This is a genomic window from Microbacterium sp. NPDC076895, from assembly GCF_040687115.1.
GTDB lineage: Bacteria > Actinomycetota > Actinomycetes > Actinomycetales > Microbacteriaceae > Microbacterium.
The window spans coordinates 148,762-164,025 of record NZ_JBFBMQ010000004.1 but is presented as its reverse complement, the minus strand read 5'-3'; the positions used below and the strand labels follow the sequence as shown (position 1 = coordinate 164,025).

16 protein-coding genes are annotated in these 15,264 nt (G+C 66.4%); 8 read left to right on the top strand and 8 right to left on the bottom strand.

Annotated elements, in window-relative coordinates; genetic code table 11:
* Nucleotides 1–131: 131 nt before the first annotated feature.
* The 3 genes from AB0O89_RS05230 to AB0O89_RS05220 form a co-directional block, all read right to left on the bottom strand.
* On the bottom strand, nucleotides 132–1,064 hold the full coding sequence (locus AB0O89_RS05230) for an ABC transporter permease subunit (RefSeq protein ID WP_363494852.1): 933 nt from the start codon (nucleotides 1,062–1,064) through the stop codon (nucleotides 132–134).
* Nucleotides 1,064–2,368 (bottom strand): glycine betaine/L-proline ABC transporter ATP-binding protein, encoded by a 1,305-nt coding sequence (locus tag AB0O89_RS05225; protein ID WP_341579770.1) that lies wholly within the window; start codon nucleotides 2,366–2,368, stop codon nucleotides 1,064–1,066. The genes AB0O89_RS05230 and AB0O89_RS05225 overlap by 1 nt, the downstream gene beginning before the upstream one ends.
* 240 nt (nucleotides 2,369–2,608) lie before the next feature.
* Nucleotides 2,609–2,908 carry a chorismate mutase gene (locus AB0O89_RS05220; RefSeq protein WP_300590818.1) on the bottom strand — a complete coding sequence of 100 codons (300 nt, stop codon included), beginning with the start codon at nucleotides 2,906–2,908 and terminating at the stop codon, nucleotides 2,609–2,611.
* Between the two features lie 73 nt (nucleotides 2,909–2,981).
* Between AB0O89_RS05220 and AB0O89_RS05215 the strand changes: the two genes are divergently transcribed.
* Nucleotides 2,982–4,145, top strand: coding sequence for an AI-2E family transporter (locus tag AB0O89_RS05215; protein ID WP_363494849.1), 1,164 nt, complete (start codon nucleotides 2,982–2,984; stop codon nucleotides 4,143–4,145).
* Here AB0O89_RS05215 and AB0O89_RS05210 read toward each other — a convergent pair.
* Nucleotides 4,142–4,573: a LuxR C-terminal-related transcriptional regulator gene (locus AB0O89_RS05210; protein ID WP_363494847.1), complete on the bottom strand. Its 432-nt coding sequence runs from the start codon at nucleotides 4,571–4,573 to the stop codon at nucleotides 4,142–4,144. The two genes, AB0O89_RS05215 and AB0O89_RS05210, sit on opposite strands and share 4 nt — an antisense overlap.
* Nucleotides 4,549–5,757, bottom strand: coding sequence for a hypothetical protein (locus AB0O89_RS05205; protein WP_363494845.1), 1,209 nt, complete (start codon nucleotides 5,755–5,757; stop codon nucleotides 4,549–4,551). Before AB0O89_RS05205 ends, AB0O89_RS05210 begins: the two co-directional genes overlap by 25 nt.
* A 164-nt stretch (nucleotides 5,758–5,921) precedes the next feature.
* On the opposite strand from AB0O89_RS05205, the gene AB0O89_RS05200 reads away from it, so the two are divergent.
* Both AB0O89_RS05200 and AB0O89_RS05195 read left to right on the top strand, forming a co-directional pair.
* Entirely contained in the window at nucleotides 5,922–6,320 is a 399-nt protein-coding gene (locus AB0O89_RS05200) for a hypothetical protein (RefSeq protein WP_363494843.1), read from the top strand.
* Entirely contained in the window at nucleotides 6,317–6,547 is a 231-nt protein-coding gene (locus AB0O89_RS05195) for a hypothetical protein (RefSeq protein ID WP_363494841.1), read from the top strand. Before AB0O89_RS05200 ends, AB0O89_RS05195 begins: the two co-directional genes overlap by 4 nt.
* Here AB0O89_RS05195 and AB0O89_RS05190 read toward each other — a convergent pair.
* The 3 genes from AB0O89_RS05190 to AB0O89_RS05180 form a co-directional block, all read right to left on the bottom strand.
* Nucleotides 6,498–7,370 carry a CPBP family glutamic-type intramembrane protease gene (locus tag AB0O89_RS05190; protein WP_363494839.1) on the bottom strand — a complete coding sequence of 291 codons (873 nt, stop codon included), beginning with the start codon at nucleotides 7,368–7,370 and terminating at the stop codon, nucleotides 6,498–6,500. The two genes, AB0O89_RS05195 and AB0O89_RS05190, sit on opposite strands and share 50 nt — an antisense overlap.
* A 69-nt stretch (nucleotides 7,371–7,439) precedes the next feature.
* Nucleotides 7,440–8,465 (bottom strand): beta-propeller fold lactonase family protein, encoded by a 1,026-nt coding sequence (locus AB0O89_RS05185; protein ID WP_363494837.1) that lies wholly within the window; start codon nucleotides 8,463–8,465, stop codon nucleotides 7,440–7,442.
* A gap of 11 nt (nucleotides 8,466–8,476) precedes the next feature.
* Nucleotides 8,477–9,763, bottom strand: a complete 1,287-nt coding sequence (locus tag AB0O89_RS05180) for an adenylosuccinate synthase (protein ID WP_363494835.1) — start codon at nucleotides 9,761–9,763, stop codon at nucleotides 8,477–8,479.
* Nucleotides 9,764–9,868: 105 nt separating this feature from the next.
* Here AB0O89_RS05180 and AB0O89_RS05175 point away from each other — a divergent pair, with 105 nt between their 5' ends.
* The 5 genes from AB0O89_RS05175 (at nucleotide 9,869) to AB0O89_RS05155 (ending at nucleotide 15,204) form a co-directional block, all read left to right on the top strand.
* Nucleotides 9,869–10,582: a Pr6Pr family membrane protein gene (locus AB0O89_RS05175; protein WP_363494833.1), complete on the top strand. Its 714-nt coding sequence runs from the start codon at nucleotides 9,869–9,871 to the stop codon at nucleotides 10,580–10,582.
* Nucleotides 10,583–10,593: 11 nt separating this feature from the next.
* Entirely contained in the window at nucleotides 10,594–12,036 is a 1,443-nt protein-coding gene (argG, locus tag AB0O89_RS05170) for an argininosuccinate synthase (protein ID WP_363494831.1), read from the top strand.
* Between the two features lie 78 nt (nucleotides 12,037–12,114).
* Complete coding sequence (locus tag AB0O89_RS05165; RefSeq protein WP_363494829.1) at nucleotides 12,115–12,756, top strand: TetR/AcrR family transcriptional regulator; 642 nt, start codon at nucleotides 12,115–12,117, stop codon at nucleotides 12,754–12,756.
* On the top strand, nucleotides 12,746–13,396 hold the full coding sequence (locus tag AB0O89_RS05160) for a hypothetical protein (protein WP_363494827.1): 651 nt from the start codon (nucleotides 12,746–12,748) through the stop codon (nucleotides 13,394–13,396). The genes AB0O89_RS05165 and AB0O89_RS05160 overlap by 11 nt, the downstream gene beginning before the upstream one ends.
* The gene (locus AB0O89_RS05155; protein ID WP_363494825.1) at nucleotides 13,393–15,204 is read left to right on the top strand and encodes a YhgE/Pip family protein; all 1,812 of its coding nucleotides are present in this window, start codon (nucleotides 13,393–13,395) and stop codon (nucleotides 15,202–15,204) included. The genes AB0O89_RS05160 and AB0O89_RS05155 overlap by 4 nt, the downstream gene beginning before the upstream one ends.
* Nucleotides 15,205–15,264 lie beyond the last annotated feature (60 nt).

Genomic DNA, 15,264 nt, shown 5'->3' with positions numbered 1-15,264 from the left:
ATGACTTCCTCTCCTTCCGCGTTGCTGTCCGCGGATCGGTCGTTGTCTGTCAGGCGCGCGGGTTCGCGCGCCTCCGGTGGGCGATGAACCCACCCGGTCTTGAGGGACGGATGCCGCGGCATCCGTCGTGGTCAACGCGTCGGGATGCGGCTCACCGAACCGGCGGCGTCCTGCTTGTCACGTGCCGTGGGCGCTGCGTCGACGCGCTTGGCGCGGCGGCGGGAAGCGGCGCGCGGGCCACCCTTGTCGGCGAGCGCCGAGGTCATCCGGTCGAGGATCATCGCGATCATCACGACCGAGATGCCCGCCTCGAAGGCAAGTCCGACGTTGATGCGGCCGAGGGCGCGCACGATCTCGCCACCGAGTCCACCGGCACCGACCATTCCGGCGATGACGACCATCGACAGGCTGAGCATGATGATCTGGTTCACGCCGGCCATGATGCTCGGGAGCGCAAGCGGCAGCTGGATCTGGCGCAGGATGCGACCCGGGGTCGCGCCGAAGGCCTGACCGGCCTCCACCACTTCACTGTCGACGCCACGGATGCCGAGCTCGGTCAAGCGCACGCCGGGCGCGAGGGCGAACGAGATCGTCGCGATCATGCCGGGAACGGCGCCTACTCCGAAGAAGATGATGGCGGGGATCAGGTACACGAAGGCGGGGATCGTCTGCAGGAAGTCGAGAATCGGGCGGACGATCCGCGAGACGGTGTCGTTGCGCGCTGCCCAAATGCCGACCGGGATGCTGATGATGATCGCGATGGCTGCTGCGACGAGCACCAGCGCGAGGGTGTCCATCGCGTTCTCCCACTGGTCCAGTAGGACGATCAGGAACAGGCCGAGCGCTGTGCCGAGGGCGAGCTTCCATCCCTTGACCCAGTAGGCGAGCGCTGCCAGGGCGATGATGATCAGCCAGAACGGCGGAGTGACCAGGACCCAGTCCAGGCCCTCGTAAATGGCACCCAGCGCGAGCGCGATCGCGTCGAAGAGCCAGCCGAACACTGCCCCGATGAAGTCGAGGAGCGCCTCGACCCATGCGCCGAGGGGAAGTCGAAGGTTCTCCATCAGACGCTCCCCTCTGTCGCGATGACCGGTTGGTTTGCAGCCGACACGGCCTCGAGGGTCGCGGTCAGTTCAGCAACAGGCACCGTCATCGGCACGTCGATGATCGGGATCTCGGTCGTGGTGGGTTCGACGTTGCCAAGGGCTGCGAGTAGGACGACCCGTGGGATCGCGCCGAGCAGACGACCCTTGTCGTCGACGACGGCGATCGGCACGGGACTTTCGACAGAGCGCTCGATGACATCAGCGAGTGCCTCATCGGGTCCGACGACCGACTGCGGGCTTTTCACGAGGGAACGCAGGTCCGTATTGCCGTTCTTGACCGCGCGCACCACGCTACGGTCCGTGACCGCTCCCAGGAACTTTCGGTTCTCGGTGACGAGCACCGAGCCGGTCTGCAGATCGCGCATGATCTTCAGCGCGCCACGCACGCCGGCACTGACGGGCATCATCGCTGCCGGGGGTTCCATCACGGAGGACGCCGTAAGCACACGGGTCCGGTCAACGTCCTGCACGAACTGCGCGACATAGTCGTTCGCGGGGTCGGTGAGGATTTCTTCGGGTGTGCCGTTCTGAACGATCCGGCCATCGCGCATCACCGCGATGCGGTCGCCGAGGAACATCGCCTCGTTGAGGTCATGGGTGATGAAGATGATCGTTCGCCCGAGCTCGCGCTGCAGCTCAACGAGCTGTTCCTGCATCTCCCGCCGGATGAGTGGGTCGAGCGCCGAGAATGCCTCGTCCATGAGCATGATGTCGGTGCCTGCGGTGAGGGCGCGGGCAAGTCCCACACGCTGACGCATGCCGCCCGACAGTTCATCGGGCATCGCGTCGGCGCGATCGGCCAGCCCGACCTTGTCGAGGATCTCCCGCGCACGCTCGCGTCGCTCGCTCGCCCCGACGCCCTGGATCTCGAGCGCATAGGCAGCGTTGTCGAGCACCGTGCGGTGCGGAAGCAGGGCGAAGTGCTGGAAGACCATCGAGATCGAGCGGCGCCGGATGTCGCGCAGTTGGCTCGCGCTGGCCGTTGTGACGTTCTCACCCTGGACGACGACATCACCCGCGGTCGGCTCAAGGAGTCCGTTGAGCATCCGGATCACTGTCGACTTGCCCGAACCGCTCAGGCCCATAATGACGAAGATCTCGCCTTTTTCGACCGTGAAGCTCGCGTCGATGACCGCAGCAGTGCCCTGGTCGGCGACCTCGGTTCGGGAGGCGCCGGCCCGCAGGCGGTCGACGGCGGATCGAGGGTTCTTGCCGAAGACTTTGAAGAGTCCTCGCGCTTGGAGGGCAGGGGATGTGGTCACTGTGTGCACCTTGGCAGCCGTTGCAGCTGGCTGCATCGGTCACGCCCGGGTGGCGATCACAGGCACGCGGAAATAGGGCACGCATGCGCTGGCATCGGATGTCGGATCCGATCAAGATCACCGACCGTACGCTCGCCGAGATCGAACATCGGCAACCGCGGACTGGGTCGAAGGGTTCGGGGAACCCGGCGGCCAAGTTACCAGGCTTCGTGGACGATCTCCACCCGGTAGCGCATGAGATCAGCGCCCGTCAGCGGCTTCCGTGTGGTGGCGAATCACTTCGGCGACGACGAACGAGAACCACTTCTGCGCGAACTCGGGGTCCAGATCCGCCTCTTCTGCGAGACGCCGAAGACGGGCGACCTGCTGCTCTTCTCGCGTCGGGTCCGAGGCCGGCATCCCGTGCTCAGCCTTCAAGACACCCACCTGCTTGGTAGCGCGAAAACGCTCCGCGAGCATGAAGATCAGGGCGGCGTCGATGTTGTCGATGGTCGCGCGCAAACGCAGCAGGTCGGCAACTGGATCGGTCGGCTCGGTCATCGCCACTCCCTTCGGACTGTGTCGAGATTATCGCCTCCCTCACCCAGCGACCGCCGACCCCTAGAGTGTGACCATGAGCGACAAGAGCCCGACCCCGTCATCCTCGGTGGCGCCCGACGGAGAGACCGCCGCGGCGGCCGCCGCACCCACCGACGACGCCATCACCCCAGCGCCGCAACGGCGGTCGTTCTGGGTCGGCCTCAATCAGCCGTTCGCGGTTGGGTTCGCCGTCACTCTGGGAGCGCTGGCTGCCCTTCTGCTCGGGCTTGCCGTGTCGAACCTCGCCACGGTCATCATCTACATCAGCTTCGCTCTCTTCGCCGCACTCGGACTCGACCCCATCGTGCGCGCTCTCGAACGCAAGGGCGTTGGGCGTGTCTGGGGAATGGTGATCGTCTACGTGGGCTTCCTGCTCGTCATCGCCGGCGTCATCCTGCTCATCATGCCGACGGTGGTCGCCCAGATCGCGCAGTTCATCCGCGACATCCCCTCGATGATCAATGACTTCGAAAAGTCGGACGCGTTCGCGTGGCTTCAGACGAACTTCGGCGACCAGATCGGCAGCATCCTCAAGGATGTCGAAACGTTCATCCTCAATCCCGCGAACATCGCCTCGATCACGGGCGGCGTTCTCGCAGTCGGTGCGGGAATCGCGACGGCGATTTCGGGCATCATCATCGTGATCGTCCTCAGCCTCTACTTCCTCGCCTCGCTGAACACGATCAAGGCAAGCTTTGTGCGCCTGACCCCGGCGAAGTCCCGCGCGAAGGTGACGGAGATGACCGAGCAGATCACTGACGGCATCGGCGGCTACCTCATGGGGATGGTCATCCTCGCGTTCTTCAACTCTGTCGTGGCCTTCTTCCTTCACCTCTTCCTCGGGTTGCCGTTCCCCGCGCTGATGGCTGTCATCGCGTTCTGCATCACCCTGATCCCTCTGATCGGCCCTGTGCTCTACTGGGGAATCGCGACGATCATCGCGCTGTTCACCGATCCGGTAGCTGCGCTGATCTTCGCGGCGCTCTACCTGATCTACATGCAGCTCGAGGCATACGTCCTGACTCCCCGGGTCATGAACCGTGCGATCTCGGTTCCCGGTTCTCTTGTCGTGATCGGCGCGCTTGTCGGAGGCACCCTGCTGGGACTGCTCGGCGCGCTCGTCGCTATCCCGATCACCGCATCGATCCTGCTGATCATCAAGCAGGTCGTGATCCCCCGTCAGGACGCGAAGCTCTAGCCCGGGTCGCCCGCCCGCTCGAGCAACCCGAGACGGTAGGCAGCAGGAACGGCGTGGTGGCGCGAGCTCACCCCGAGCTTGCGATAGATCGCCGAGAGCTGCGTCTTGACCGTACTCGGCGACACCGACAGTGCCTTGGCCATGTCAGAGACTGAGGCGTGCCTCTCGAGCGTTTTCAACACGATGGTCTCGCGCGGTGTCAACTGTGGCCGTTCCGCGATGACGAGAGCTGCTGACGCCTTTTCGACAGCTGCCTCGAATGCCGGACGGATGCTGCGCTCGGAGAGGTCGACCATCTGATCCATGAGCCACCCAGGCATGTGAGCGATGATCCGGACGAGCCCCGCAGCAACGACCATGCGGCCGACGATTCCCCCCTCTCTCGCGGTCGGCAGATTCCCCATCACGGCATCCGCCCAGATGCGCACGAGCAGTGCCTCAGCCCGCTCGGCAAGGCTGCTCGTCGAGCATCGAGAACGGCGGTAGCGAGCTCACGAGCAGCGCCCGCGTCTCCGACGTACATGTGCATGTGCGCTGTCGCGAGAACGACGAGGGGACCCTGCGGCGCGTGCGTCAACACCTGACGGGCGCGGTCGGGCTCTGACAGCTGCAGATGAGCATGAGCCTTCATTGCGGCCACCACATCCTGGGCGAACAGACTGTTCCAGCCCGGGTGGGTCGCTTCGGCGAACTCGACGATCTCGAGCGCCCGCATGGGACTGCGCTCGAGCAGAGCGTGTCGCGCGCGAAGAAGAGCGGTTACCGGCCACAGATCATCCGAGGCTTCCACCTCCGGCCACTCCATCTCAGGGTCGTGGGCGTCGAACCGTTCCACGAGCATCATCGCCTCGGCGAGCGCCTGCTCCTCACGCAGCGCCCGAGCCCAGCCGGGTGGAATCTCGCCGGCCACGCGATCGAAGCGGCGAAGCTGACGCCGCGCCTCCACGAGGTTTCCGCGCAGCACATGCACCGTCGCGGATTTGGCCAGGATGCTGCGGTGGAGCGTCGCGCAGGAGTCGGCAAGTCGCGCAGCCACGGCGAGGTGAGCCAACGCAACCGCAGATGAGCCCGCGTGAAGATGGGCGATCGCCAGCTGTACCCGCAGCAGGGCACGCAGGAGGGGCGGTGACCCGGGAGCTTCGAGAGTCCCCTCAGTGTCGAGCCGCGTCAGCTCCGCCAACAGTCCCGCGATCTCCTCGGGACGCGCTCGGGAGCGACTCGCGCTGAGGGTGACGAGCATCGACTCCACGCGGACGGCATCGTGCACCTCGGGGGCACCGGGAGCGAGGTCGGGGACCCCGAGCAGGTCGGAGCCTTGATGCGAGCGCAAAACGACACGCGCGGCGGCGATACGGACCGCCCAGACCCCGTCGTGCGGCGCGAGTGCTGCAAGAGCCCGGCTCGCCAGGCGCAGATCCTCGAACAACAGTCCCCAGAGCGCGTATTCGAGGATCGACTCCACATCCGCACGTCGCTGGTCATCGATCGCCGCGCTCAGGTCGTCGCGCAGCTTGTCGTCGATGTGGCGGTGCCTGGGTTCCTTATAACGAAGGCCACCTGCACCCGCCAAAAGCAGCCTGGTCCGAGGCAGAATCTGCGATGGATCCCGCACTATATGGAGTCTACGGGCGGCTGAGATGAAGAGTATTCATGGACGACGGTTGGTTGAATTACTCGGTGTAGCTCCTGTGTTCGCCGGTGTGACGCCAATAATCGAGGTGGGGGAAACGTGGGCGCTTAGGCGTCTGCGTCCGGTGTGTTGTCTGGGGAAGGCCCGTGACCCGCAGTTCTGCTGCCTCTGTCGTGTCCGGTTGGATCCGGGCCATCAATGCTGCTGACCTTTCCGGCTTTCTGAGCGAGCTGGAAGAGGAGTGCATCCTCGTCGAGCCGCAGCACACCTATCTGGGCAAGGGCAACCTTGCCCGCTGGTTCGAGATGGTGGTGCTTCACCGCTCATCCACGCTTCGACTCATTTCGACCCACGACGCCGAGCCCGATCACCTGCTCGCGTGGGCGGAGTGGCGGGCCACGAGTTTTCACGACGAGGTGACGGCCTGGACCCCCCTTGCGGTGCTGACCGCACGCGGGCGAATCCGCGAGATCCACATCTCGCCGCCGATGCGCGTTCCCCTACCCGCTATCACCCCGCCCGAACCGGAGGAGAGCGCCGCATGAGACACGTCCCCACGAGCAAGTACCCGAGCGCCCGCCGCCCTGCTCCGCCGCCCGCCGGGCCGCGGTGGTGGCACTATCTTCTGGTCGGACTGCTCGCAACCGTCGCCATCGCCCTGGCCGGCGCCGCGCTCACCCAAGACCATTCGCCGCCGCAGCCCCGCGAACGGGCTGTGTCGCTCACTCTGCCCGGGTCATCCGAGATGTCGACCGTGGCTGCACGGGGGTGACCCGGTCGCGAGATCGAACGCGCCACAGGATGCCGGCAGCAATGACACCCTGAACCATGACGATGGCGCTGATGGTGGCCGCAATCGTCCCGGCAGCTTGGTCGGATGCCGTGAGCAGGTCGAATCCCCCGTGCCAGATCAGCACGGGAACGATGCTCCATCCGGCGCCGCGGCCCATCCATGCGAGAAGGTACGAGCCCGTAACGAGGGCAAGCATCCACCCGATGATTCCGGGACCCATCTCGCGATAGGTCGGGTTGAAGATGAAGGCGGGGGCGTGCCACACGATCCACACACCCGCAACGATGAGCGCCGCCCAGAACGTGGAGAAGCGCTCCGCGAGGTGCGGTAGCAACCAGCCCCGCCATCCCGTTTCCTCGCCGAGCCCAAAGGTGAGGATCCATACGACGGCCACGGCTGCCACGTTCCACCCCGGAAGCTTCTCGGTCAGTCCGAACTGTGTCATATCGGGCCAGCCGCCCGCGACGATCGCCGCGGTGAGGTAGCCGACGAGAAAGTACGCCACGGGCATCCCGAGGGCCCACCACCACCAGACCCGGCGGAATCGCACGGAGAATGTTCGGTTCGCCCAGGCTCGCACCCCGCGCCATCCGCCGCTGAAAAGGCTCGCAACGACCGCCCCAGCGAGCGGACCGAAGGAGCCGGCGAAGAAGACGAGGGGAACCGGGGGCAGCTCCGTTGCGCCCAGCGCCGCGACAGCCAGGGGCGCCCACACCAGCCAGGTGACCCCGAACGCGACCACCAGATAGACGACGACGCTCCCGCGGCGCCCGGCTACGGCGCTGTCGACGGCAGACGACATCTCGACCTCCGCGCGTCGCCGGTGACCCTCGCTGGGGACGAGCTCGGAGTCAGACCGCTGCGACGGTTGTCACGGTAAGCGCAGGAGACAGGTCGGTGAAGGGACCTCGGTCCTTGTCGTGGGGCGGCCGGGGATTCCGCGAGCATCGAGCGGCAAGGCCGCAACATCGTTCGATCGCTGACCCGCAACCAGCAGTCCGTCAGCGACGACGAGGTGGTGCCGCGGCCAGTCGACCCCGGCCTCCACGAGCGCCAGCGGTGAAGCAGCCTCGCCCTCGCCGGTGACCCGCATGACCGCCACCGTGTTGCTTCCCCGCACACCGGCGTAGAGGAGTGTGCCGTCGGACGATTGCGTCAGTTCCGCTGCCGTGTCGCCGTCGAGCGTCCCAGCGCCCAGCGGTGTACCACCCACGACGTGCCATACGCCAGCGTCGTCCGGAGCAAGCACGAACAGCTCACACGAGAGCTCCGCGACGATGTACAGGTGGCCGCTGGGATGCAGGAGCCCGTGCCGCGGCCCGGATCCTCGGGGCAGCGTCACCTCCTGTATGAGTCGCGGCGCGCGCGAACCGGTGCGCCAGAACCTCACGAGGTCGAACCCCATGTCCGTCGTGGCGACAACACCCGGAGCCACGACGATGGACTGGTGGGCGTGCGAGACTCGCGGCTCGGGGTCGTAGCCGGCGTAGGGATCGGATGCGGCATCCGCCGTGACGGAACCACGGATGCCGCCGTCGGCGTCCAACTCGAGCTGCACCACCTGTCCGTCGCCCCAGCAGGTCACAAAGAGCCGCTCGCGGCCAGCGAGGATGTGACACGGCGCCGCACCGACGGGGCTCGGCTGCCCGAACGCGACCCACTGGTCTGGCCCCTGCTCCCGGAACGCCTGGACAGCACCCGCGCCCTCGAGTGTCGCGTAGGCCACATCCAGGTTTGGATGCTTCGCCACCCACGATGGGGAGGGCACGGATGCCAGGGTCCCCCGCCAGCTGAGGGAACCAGCACTCGTCGAGTCAGCGTCCCCAGCGGTGAGCAGACCGATCCCGTCGGCAGTGCCGTCCATATCGGCCGTGTAGCCGCCGACGAGTAAACGCATGCGCGCGGGCCTCAGTCGACCAGGTCGTGGCGGACGATGACCGCATCGCGACCAGGTCCGACACCGATCACCGAGATGCGCGTGCCGCTCATCTCCTCGAGCGCGAGCACGTAGTCCTGAGCTTCCAGCGGAAGATCCTCGAACGTGCGCGCCCCGGAGATGTCTTCGCTCCAGCCGGGCAAGTACTCCAGGATCGGGCGTGCGTGGTGGAAGTCCGACTGATTGTCGGGAATGTCGTCGAAGCGCGTCCCGTCGACGTCATACGCGACGCACACCGGGATCTGCTCGAGGCCGGTCAGGATGTCGAGTTTGGTCAGCACGAGATCGCTGATGCCGTTGATGCGCGTGGCGTACCGCGTGATGGGCGCGTCGTACCAGCCGACCCGCCGCGGACGACCCGTCGTTGTGCCGAACTCGAAGCCCCGCTGCCGAATCCATTCGCCCTGCTCGTCGAAGAGCTCGGTGGGGAACGGGCCTGAGCCCACACGGGTCGTGTACGCCTTCACGATGCCCACAATGCGGTCTAGCCGGTTGGGTCCGACTCCCGAACCGGTGGCAGCACCCCCTGCGGTAGCCGAGGAGGACGTGACGAACGGGTACGTGCCGTGGTCGACATCCAGCATGGTCGCCTGGCCGCCCTCGAAGACGACAAGTTCACCCGCGTCGAGCGCGTTGTTCAGCAGCAGCGAGGTGTCGGTCACCATCGGCCGAAGCCGTTCGGTGTACGAGAGCAGGTCTTCGACGATCTCGTCGACCTCGATCGCACGGCGGTTGTAGACCTTCACGAGCAGGTGGTTCTTCTGCTCGAGCGCACCCTCGACCTTCTGCCGCAGGATCTTCTCGTCGAACAGGTCCTGCATCCGGATGCCGACACGGTTGATCTTGTCGGCATATGCCGGACCGATACCGCGCCCCGTCGTTCCGATCTGGCGCTTGCCGAGGAAGCGCTCGGTGACCTTGTCAAGCGTGCGGTGATACTGCGTGATGACGTGCGCTGCCGAGCTGATCTTCAATCGCGACGTGTCGATGCCGCGAGCGCGCAGCGCCTCGAGCTCGCCGAAGAGGACCTCGAGGTCGACGACGACACCGTTCCCGATGACGGCGTTGACACCGGGCGAGAGGATGCCGGAGGGCAGCAAGTGCAGGGCATACTTCTCATCGCCGATCACGACGGTGTGGCCCGCGTTGTTGCCGCCGTTGAACTTGACGACCCAGTCGGTGCGTTCACCGAGCAGGTCGGTGGCTTTGCCCTTGCCTTCGTCGCCCCACTGCACTCCGATGATCACGATGCCTGGCATGACGAATTCCCCCGGGGTGACGTGAGCTGGTAGGTCTCGAGTCTATCGGCGCGTCGCGTCACGGCCCGAGAAGGCTTCGGGGACGGCGCTCGATATCGTGAGCACATGCTGAGATCACGGGCCTGGGCCACCACGTGGGCGGCGCTGCGGCTGATCGCCGCCATCGCGGGTGTGGCGGCAATCATCGGCCAGCTGGTGCGCACGCTGAGTATCTCGGCCGGCAACGGTTGGCCACTCGCACTCACCGCCGTCGACTTCTTCAGCTTCTTCACGATCCTCTCCAACGTCGGCGCGGCGGTGGCTCTGACGATCGGCGCGATCCTGATCTGGCGGGGTGACCGCGTCGACCCCGCGTGGTTTGCCAGGCTGCTTGCTGCAGTGTCGACCTACATGCTGATCACCGGGATCGTCTACAACGCGCTGCTGCGAAACATCCCGCTCCCCCAGGGATCGACAGTTCCGTGGTCGAACGAGATCCTGCACGTCTGGGCCCCCCTGTTCATCCTGCTGGACGTTCTGCTCGGTCCGCTGCGGCGGCGCCTTCCCTGGCGTGCGCTGTGGACGATCATCGCGTTCCCGATCGTGTGGGTGATCTACACGCTGGTGCGCGGGCCGCTGGTCACCGACTTCCGCACCGGCAATCCGTGGTGGTACCCCTACCCGTTCCTGAACCCCAACGTCCAGCCGTGGGGCTACGGCGGCGTCGCACTCTATGTCGTCGGCATCGCCGCCGGCATCCTGCTGCTGGCAGCCGGGGTGATCTGGGTGGGTCGTCGGCGGGCTGCCGACCCCGCGGAGGCAGGTGGCGCCGCTCAGTAGACTGAGGTTCCATGTCGAAGGTCCTCCAGTCCCTGCCCATCGGCGAGCGCATCGGCATCGCCTTCTCGGGGGGTCTGGACACCTCCGTTGCCGTCGCGTGGATGCGCGACAAGGGTGCGGTGCCCTGCACCTACACGGGAGATCTGGGGCAGCCCGATGAAGATGACATCGCCGCCATTCCGGGCCGCGCGCTAACTTACGGTGCGGAAGTTTCGCGCCTTATCGACTGCAAGACCGCGCTCGTCGAAGAGGGCTTCGCCGCCCTCTCATGCGGCGCGTTCCACATCCGCTCGGGCGGCCGCACGTACTTCAACACGACGCCGCTGGGTCGCGCCGTCACGGGAACGCTCCTCGTGCGCGCGATGAAAGAGGACGGCGTCGACATCTGGGGCGATGGGTCGACCTATAAGGGCAACGACATCGAGCGCTTCTACCGCTACGGACTCCTCGCCAACCCTGCCCTGCGCATCTACAAGCCGTGGCTGGATGCCGAGTTCGTGCGCGAACTCGGTGGCCGCAAGGAGATGAGCGAGTGGCTCGTCGCGCACGGCTTCCCGTACCGTGACTCCGCCGAGAAGGCCTACTCGACGGATGCCAATATCTGGGGTGCGACGCACGAAGCGAAGACTCTCGAGCACCTCGACGTGTCGCTCGAGACCGTTGAACCGATCATGGGGGTGCGCTTCTGGGACCCCGAGGTCGCGATCGTGACCGAGGATGTCACCGTCACTTTTGAGGCTGGTCGCCCGGTCGCTCTCAACGGCACCGAGTACTCCGACCCGGTCGACCTGGTGTTCGAGGCCAACCGCATCGGCGGTCGACATGGCCTCGGGATGAGCGACCAGATCGAGAACCGCATCATCGAAGCGAAGTCCCGCGGAATCTATGAGGCTCCAGGAATGGCGCTGCTGTTCATCGCCTACGAGCGCCTCGTCAACGCAATTCTCAATGAAGACACCCTCGCGACGTACCACGAGCAGGGCCGGCGCCTCGGCAGGCTCATGTACGAGGGCCGCTGGCTCGAGCCGCAGTCGATCATGCTGCGTGAGTCGATCCAGAAGTGGGTCGGTTCCACGATCACGGGAACCGTCACGCTCCGGCTGCGTCGCGGCGAGGACTACACCGTTCTCGACACCACCGCGCCCGTCATGTCCTACGGTCCCGAGAAGCTCTCGATGGAGCGCGTCGGCGACGCGGCCTTCGGGCCGGTGGATCGAATCGGCCAGCTCACGATGCGAAACCTCGACATCGCCGATTCCCGCACTCGACTCGAGCAGTACGCGAGCATGGGTCTTCTGGGAGGTCCCACGGGTGAGCTGATCGGTGCCCTCAAGCGTGGCGAGGCCGACGAGATTACCGAGCACGCGGCACCCTACGACCACGACCGCGAGGAGCTGGCTGAGGCGACGGATGCCGCGGGCGAGGCCGCCGCGTTCGACTTCGGCGCCGACTGAGAGGCGCAGCGCCAGCGGTGCCTGAGCATCCGCCGGCAAAAGTGCACATTAGTGTGCAAGTTCTGCGATGATTGATGCATGGCCCACACCCCCGCGCACACCCTTCGCCGGGACGCCGTGCGCAACCGCGACGAGCTCCTCGCCTGCGCGCAACGTGAGATCGCCCGCGACCCGCGCGCCTCGCTCGCCACGATCGCTCAGGCAGCAGGACTGACCCGCCGCGCACTCTACGGACACTTCTCCGACCGCGACGCACTCGTACGTGCGGTCATCGAACGCGGTGCGGAACGGTTCAACGCGATAGCGAACGGCATTGCCGCCGCAGAGCCGTTGGACGAGTTGACCGAGCTGACGACGCGACTGTGGCACGAAGCCTCTCTTGTGCACGCCTCCGCGGCGATCGCCCTCGAGGAGCGCTACCTGTCACTGACGGCGGCATCCCTCGCGCCCCTGCGCGCGCGTCTTGCAGCGATCGTCGAGGACGGTCAACGCACCGGACAGATCCGGGGGGATATCAGCGCCGCTACCCTCACGCGTCTGATCGAAGAGACTGCACGCACCCTCATCGTCCGCTGGGATCAGCAGGATGCCGAAGTCACGGCTCAGCTGCCGGTGCGCGCCGTGCTCAGCATCGCTGGGTTGTCGTGGCAGGACGTCGAGGCTCGACTCGCGAGCACGAGCACGAGCGCCGCCACGAAGGGGGCATCCGGTGCACGTTGAACTCTCCGACGTCAGCAAGGGCCGCCGCGGGATTGCACTGCCGCACATGAGTCTGAGCTACGGCAACAGTGTCGCCCGACTCGCCGTCGCTGAAACCGAACAGCGCCCCACCGTTCTCGGTCTCATCGCGGCGGGCAGGATGACACCCGACACCGGCGCTGTCCGGATCGACGGGGTTTCGGACCGTGGCGCGCTGCGCCGACGAGTCGCGCTCGTCGACGCGCCGGATGTCAGCGATCCCGCGCCCAACGTCACCGTATGGGGCATCGTCGCGGAGGAACTCATGTTCGCGGGTCAGCCTGCCTCTCCTCGAGCAGTGAAGCAGTGGCTCGTGACACACGACGCCGCGGGTCTGTCCCGCTTGCCGATCGCCGATGTCGCGCCTGCCGATCGGCTCCGGCTGCTGATGGAACTCGCGATCCTGCGGCCCGGCGTCGAAGGTCTCGTCGTCGTCTCGCCAGATCGCCACGGCGGCCATCCGGAGCGATGGTGGAAGATCGCCGTCGACTTCGCCGACCGCGGTACGAGCATTCTGGTGATCGCGGGAGCGGCGTCGGGAGCCGTACTCGCTGACATCGCTCCGCGTGCCGAGCTCGGCCCACCGGACGAGAGCGCGCTCTCCGAGGAGGATCAATCATGAAGGTTCCCGCCATGATCGCGGCGGAGCTTCGGCGACTGACCGCGACACGCATGTCGATCCTCGCCCTCGTGGCGCTCATGCTGGTGCCCGTGCTCTACGGAGGCGTCTACCTGTGGGCCAATCAAGACCCCTACGGCCGACTCAGCGAGGTGCCGGTTGCGCTCGTGAATCTCGATACGGGAGCTCAGAACGACGGCGCGAGCGTGAACTACGGCGATGAGGTCGCCGACAATCTCCTCCGTGACGGCAGCTTCGACTGGCAGTCGCTCGACGCCGGTGCTGCCGAACAGGCTCTCACCGACGGATCCGTGGACTTCATCGTGACGATCCCGGGCGACTTCTCGACGGCACTGGTGTCAACCTCCGGCAGCAATCCGCACCAGGCCCGCTTGGAACTCGAGACCAACGACGCCAACAACTACCTCGCCTCCACGATCGGCGACCAGGCGATCGAGAAGATTCGTGCGTCAGTGGCGCAACTCGTCGGGCAAGAGGCAGCGTCGCGCTTGCTTTCGGGAATCGCCGACATCCGCTCGAACCTGCAGGATGCCGTCACCGGCGCCACCGAACTGTCCTCGGGCGCGGCGCAGGCATCCGACGGGTCGGCGCGCCTGGCCGACGGGGCTGCCCAGCTCTCGTCCGGCCTCACACAACTCGCGGACGCCGCCCCGGGCCTGGCTGATGGTGCAGCCCAGGTCTCCCAGGGAACCGCGACGCTGGCGGGGTACGCCGATCGAGCCAGCTCCGCCAGCCAACAGGCCGTCAACGAGCTCCCGGCGGTTCGCCAGGACATCATCGACGCGCTCACCGCCGAAGGCCTCACCCCTGCAGAGATCGACGCCTTCCTCGCTCGCCTTGACCCACTTGCCGGGGCTGTGCAGAACGCCAACGCGCAGGTACAGAGCGCGGTGTCATCCGTTGATGCTCTCGCAGCAGGCGCCGCGCAGGTGGCTGCCGGTGCGCAGCAGCTCTCCGGCGGGCTTCAGGATGCCGCCAGCGGCGGGGTGCAGCTGGATGCCGCGTCCCAGACTCTGGCCGGCGGCCTGGCCCAGCTCGACGAGGGGGCGGCGACGCTGCGCGACGGCCTTGCGTCGGGCGTCGCGCAGATTCCCGATTCGGATGCTGCGCTTCGGGAGGCGCAAGCGCAGACGATCTCGGATCCGGTCGCGGTGGAGACCGGCAAGGTCGCCGCGGCGGGGGACTACGGTGCGGGCCTGGCCCCGTTCTTCGCGGCCCTTGCCGGATGGATCGGCATCTATGCGCTCTTCCTGATCGTGAAGCCCATCTCGCGTCGCGCCGTGACCGCCTTGCACTCTCCAGTGCGGGTCACCCTCGCCGGATGGCTCACCCCGGGCCTGCTCGGCGGACTGCAGATGCTCGCACTGTTCGGCATTCTCGCCGCGGCCCTCGGCTTCGCGTTCACGCACCCGCTGGCGACGCTCGGCGTGATGGTGTTCGCTTCCTTGACCTACGCCGCGATCATCCTGGCCCTGAACGTCTGGCTCGGATCGGTCGGACAGTTCCTCGGGCTCGTCCTCATGGTGCTGCAGCTCGTGACCGCAGGCGGAACCTTCCCCTGGCAGACGCTGCCCGAACCGCTGACCTGGCTGCATCACATCCTGCCGATGGGCTACGTCGTCGACGGGATGCGTCAACTCATGTACGGCGGAGACCTCGCGCGTGTGGGCACCGACCTCGGCATCCTGAGCCTGTGGTTGGTCGGTGCGTTGGCGTTCGCGGCGATCGGAGTCGCTCGAATGACCCACGGGAGGACGCTGCGCGACCTCCAGCCGAGCCTCATCGGCTGACTCGAATGCGGCGGCGCGAGCTAGGATGACCACCTGACACGGGATCCCAGGTCGACTGCG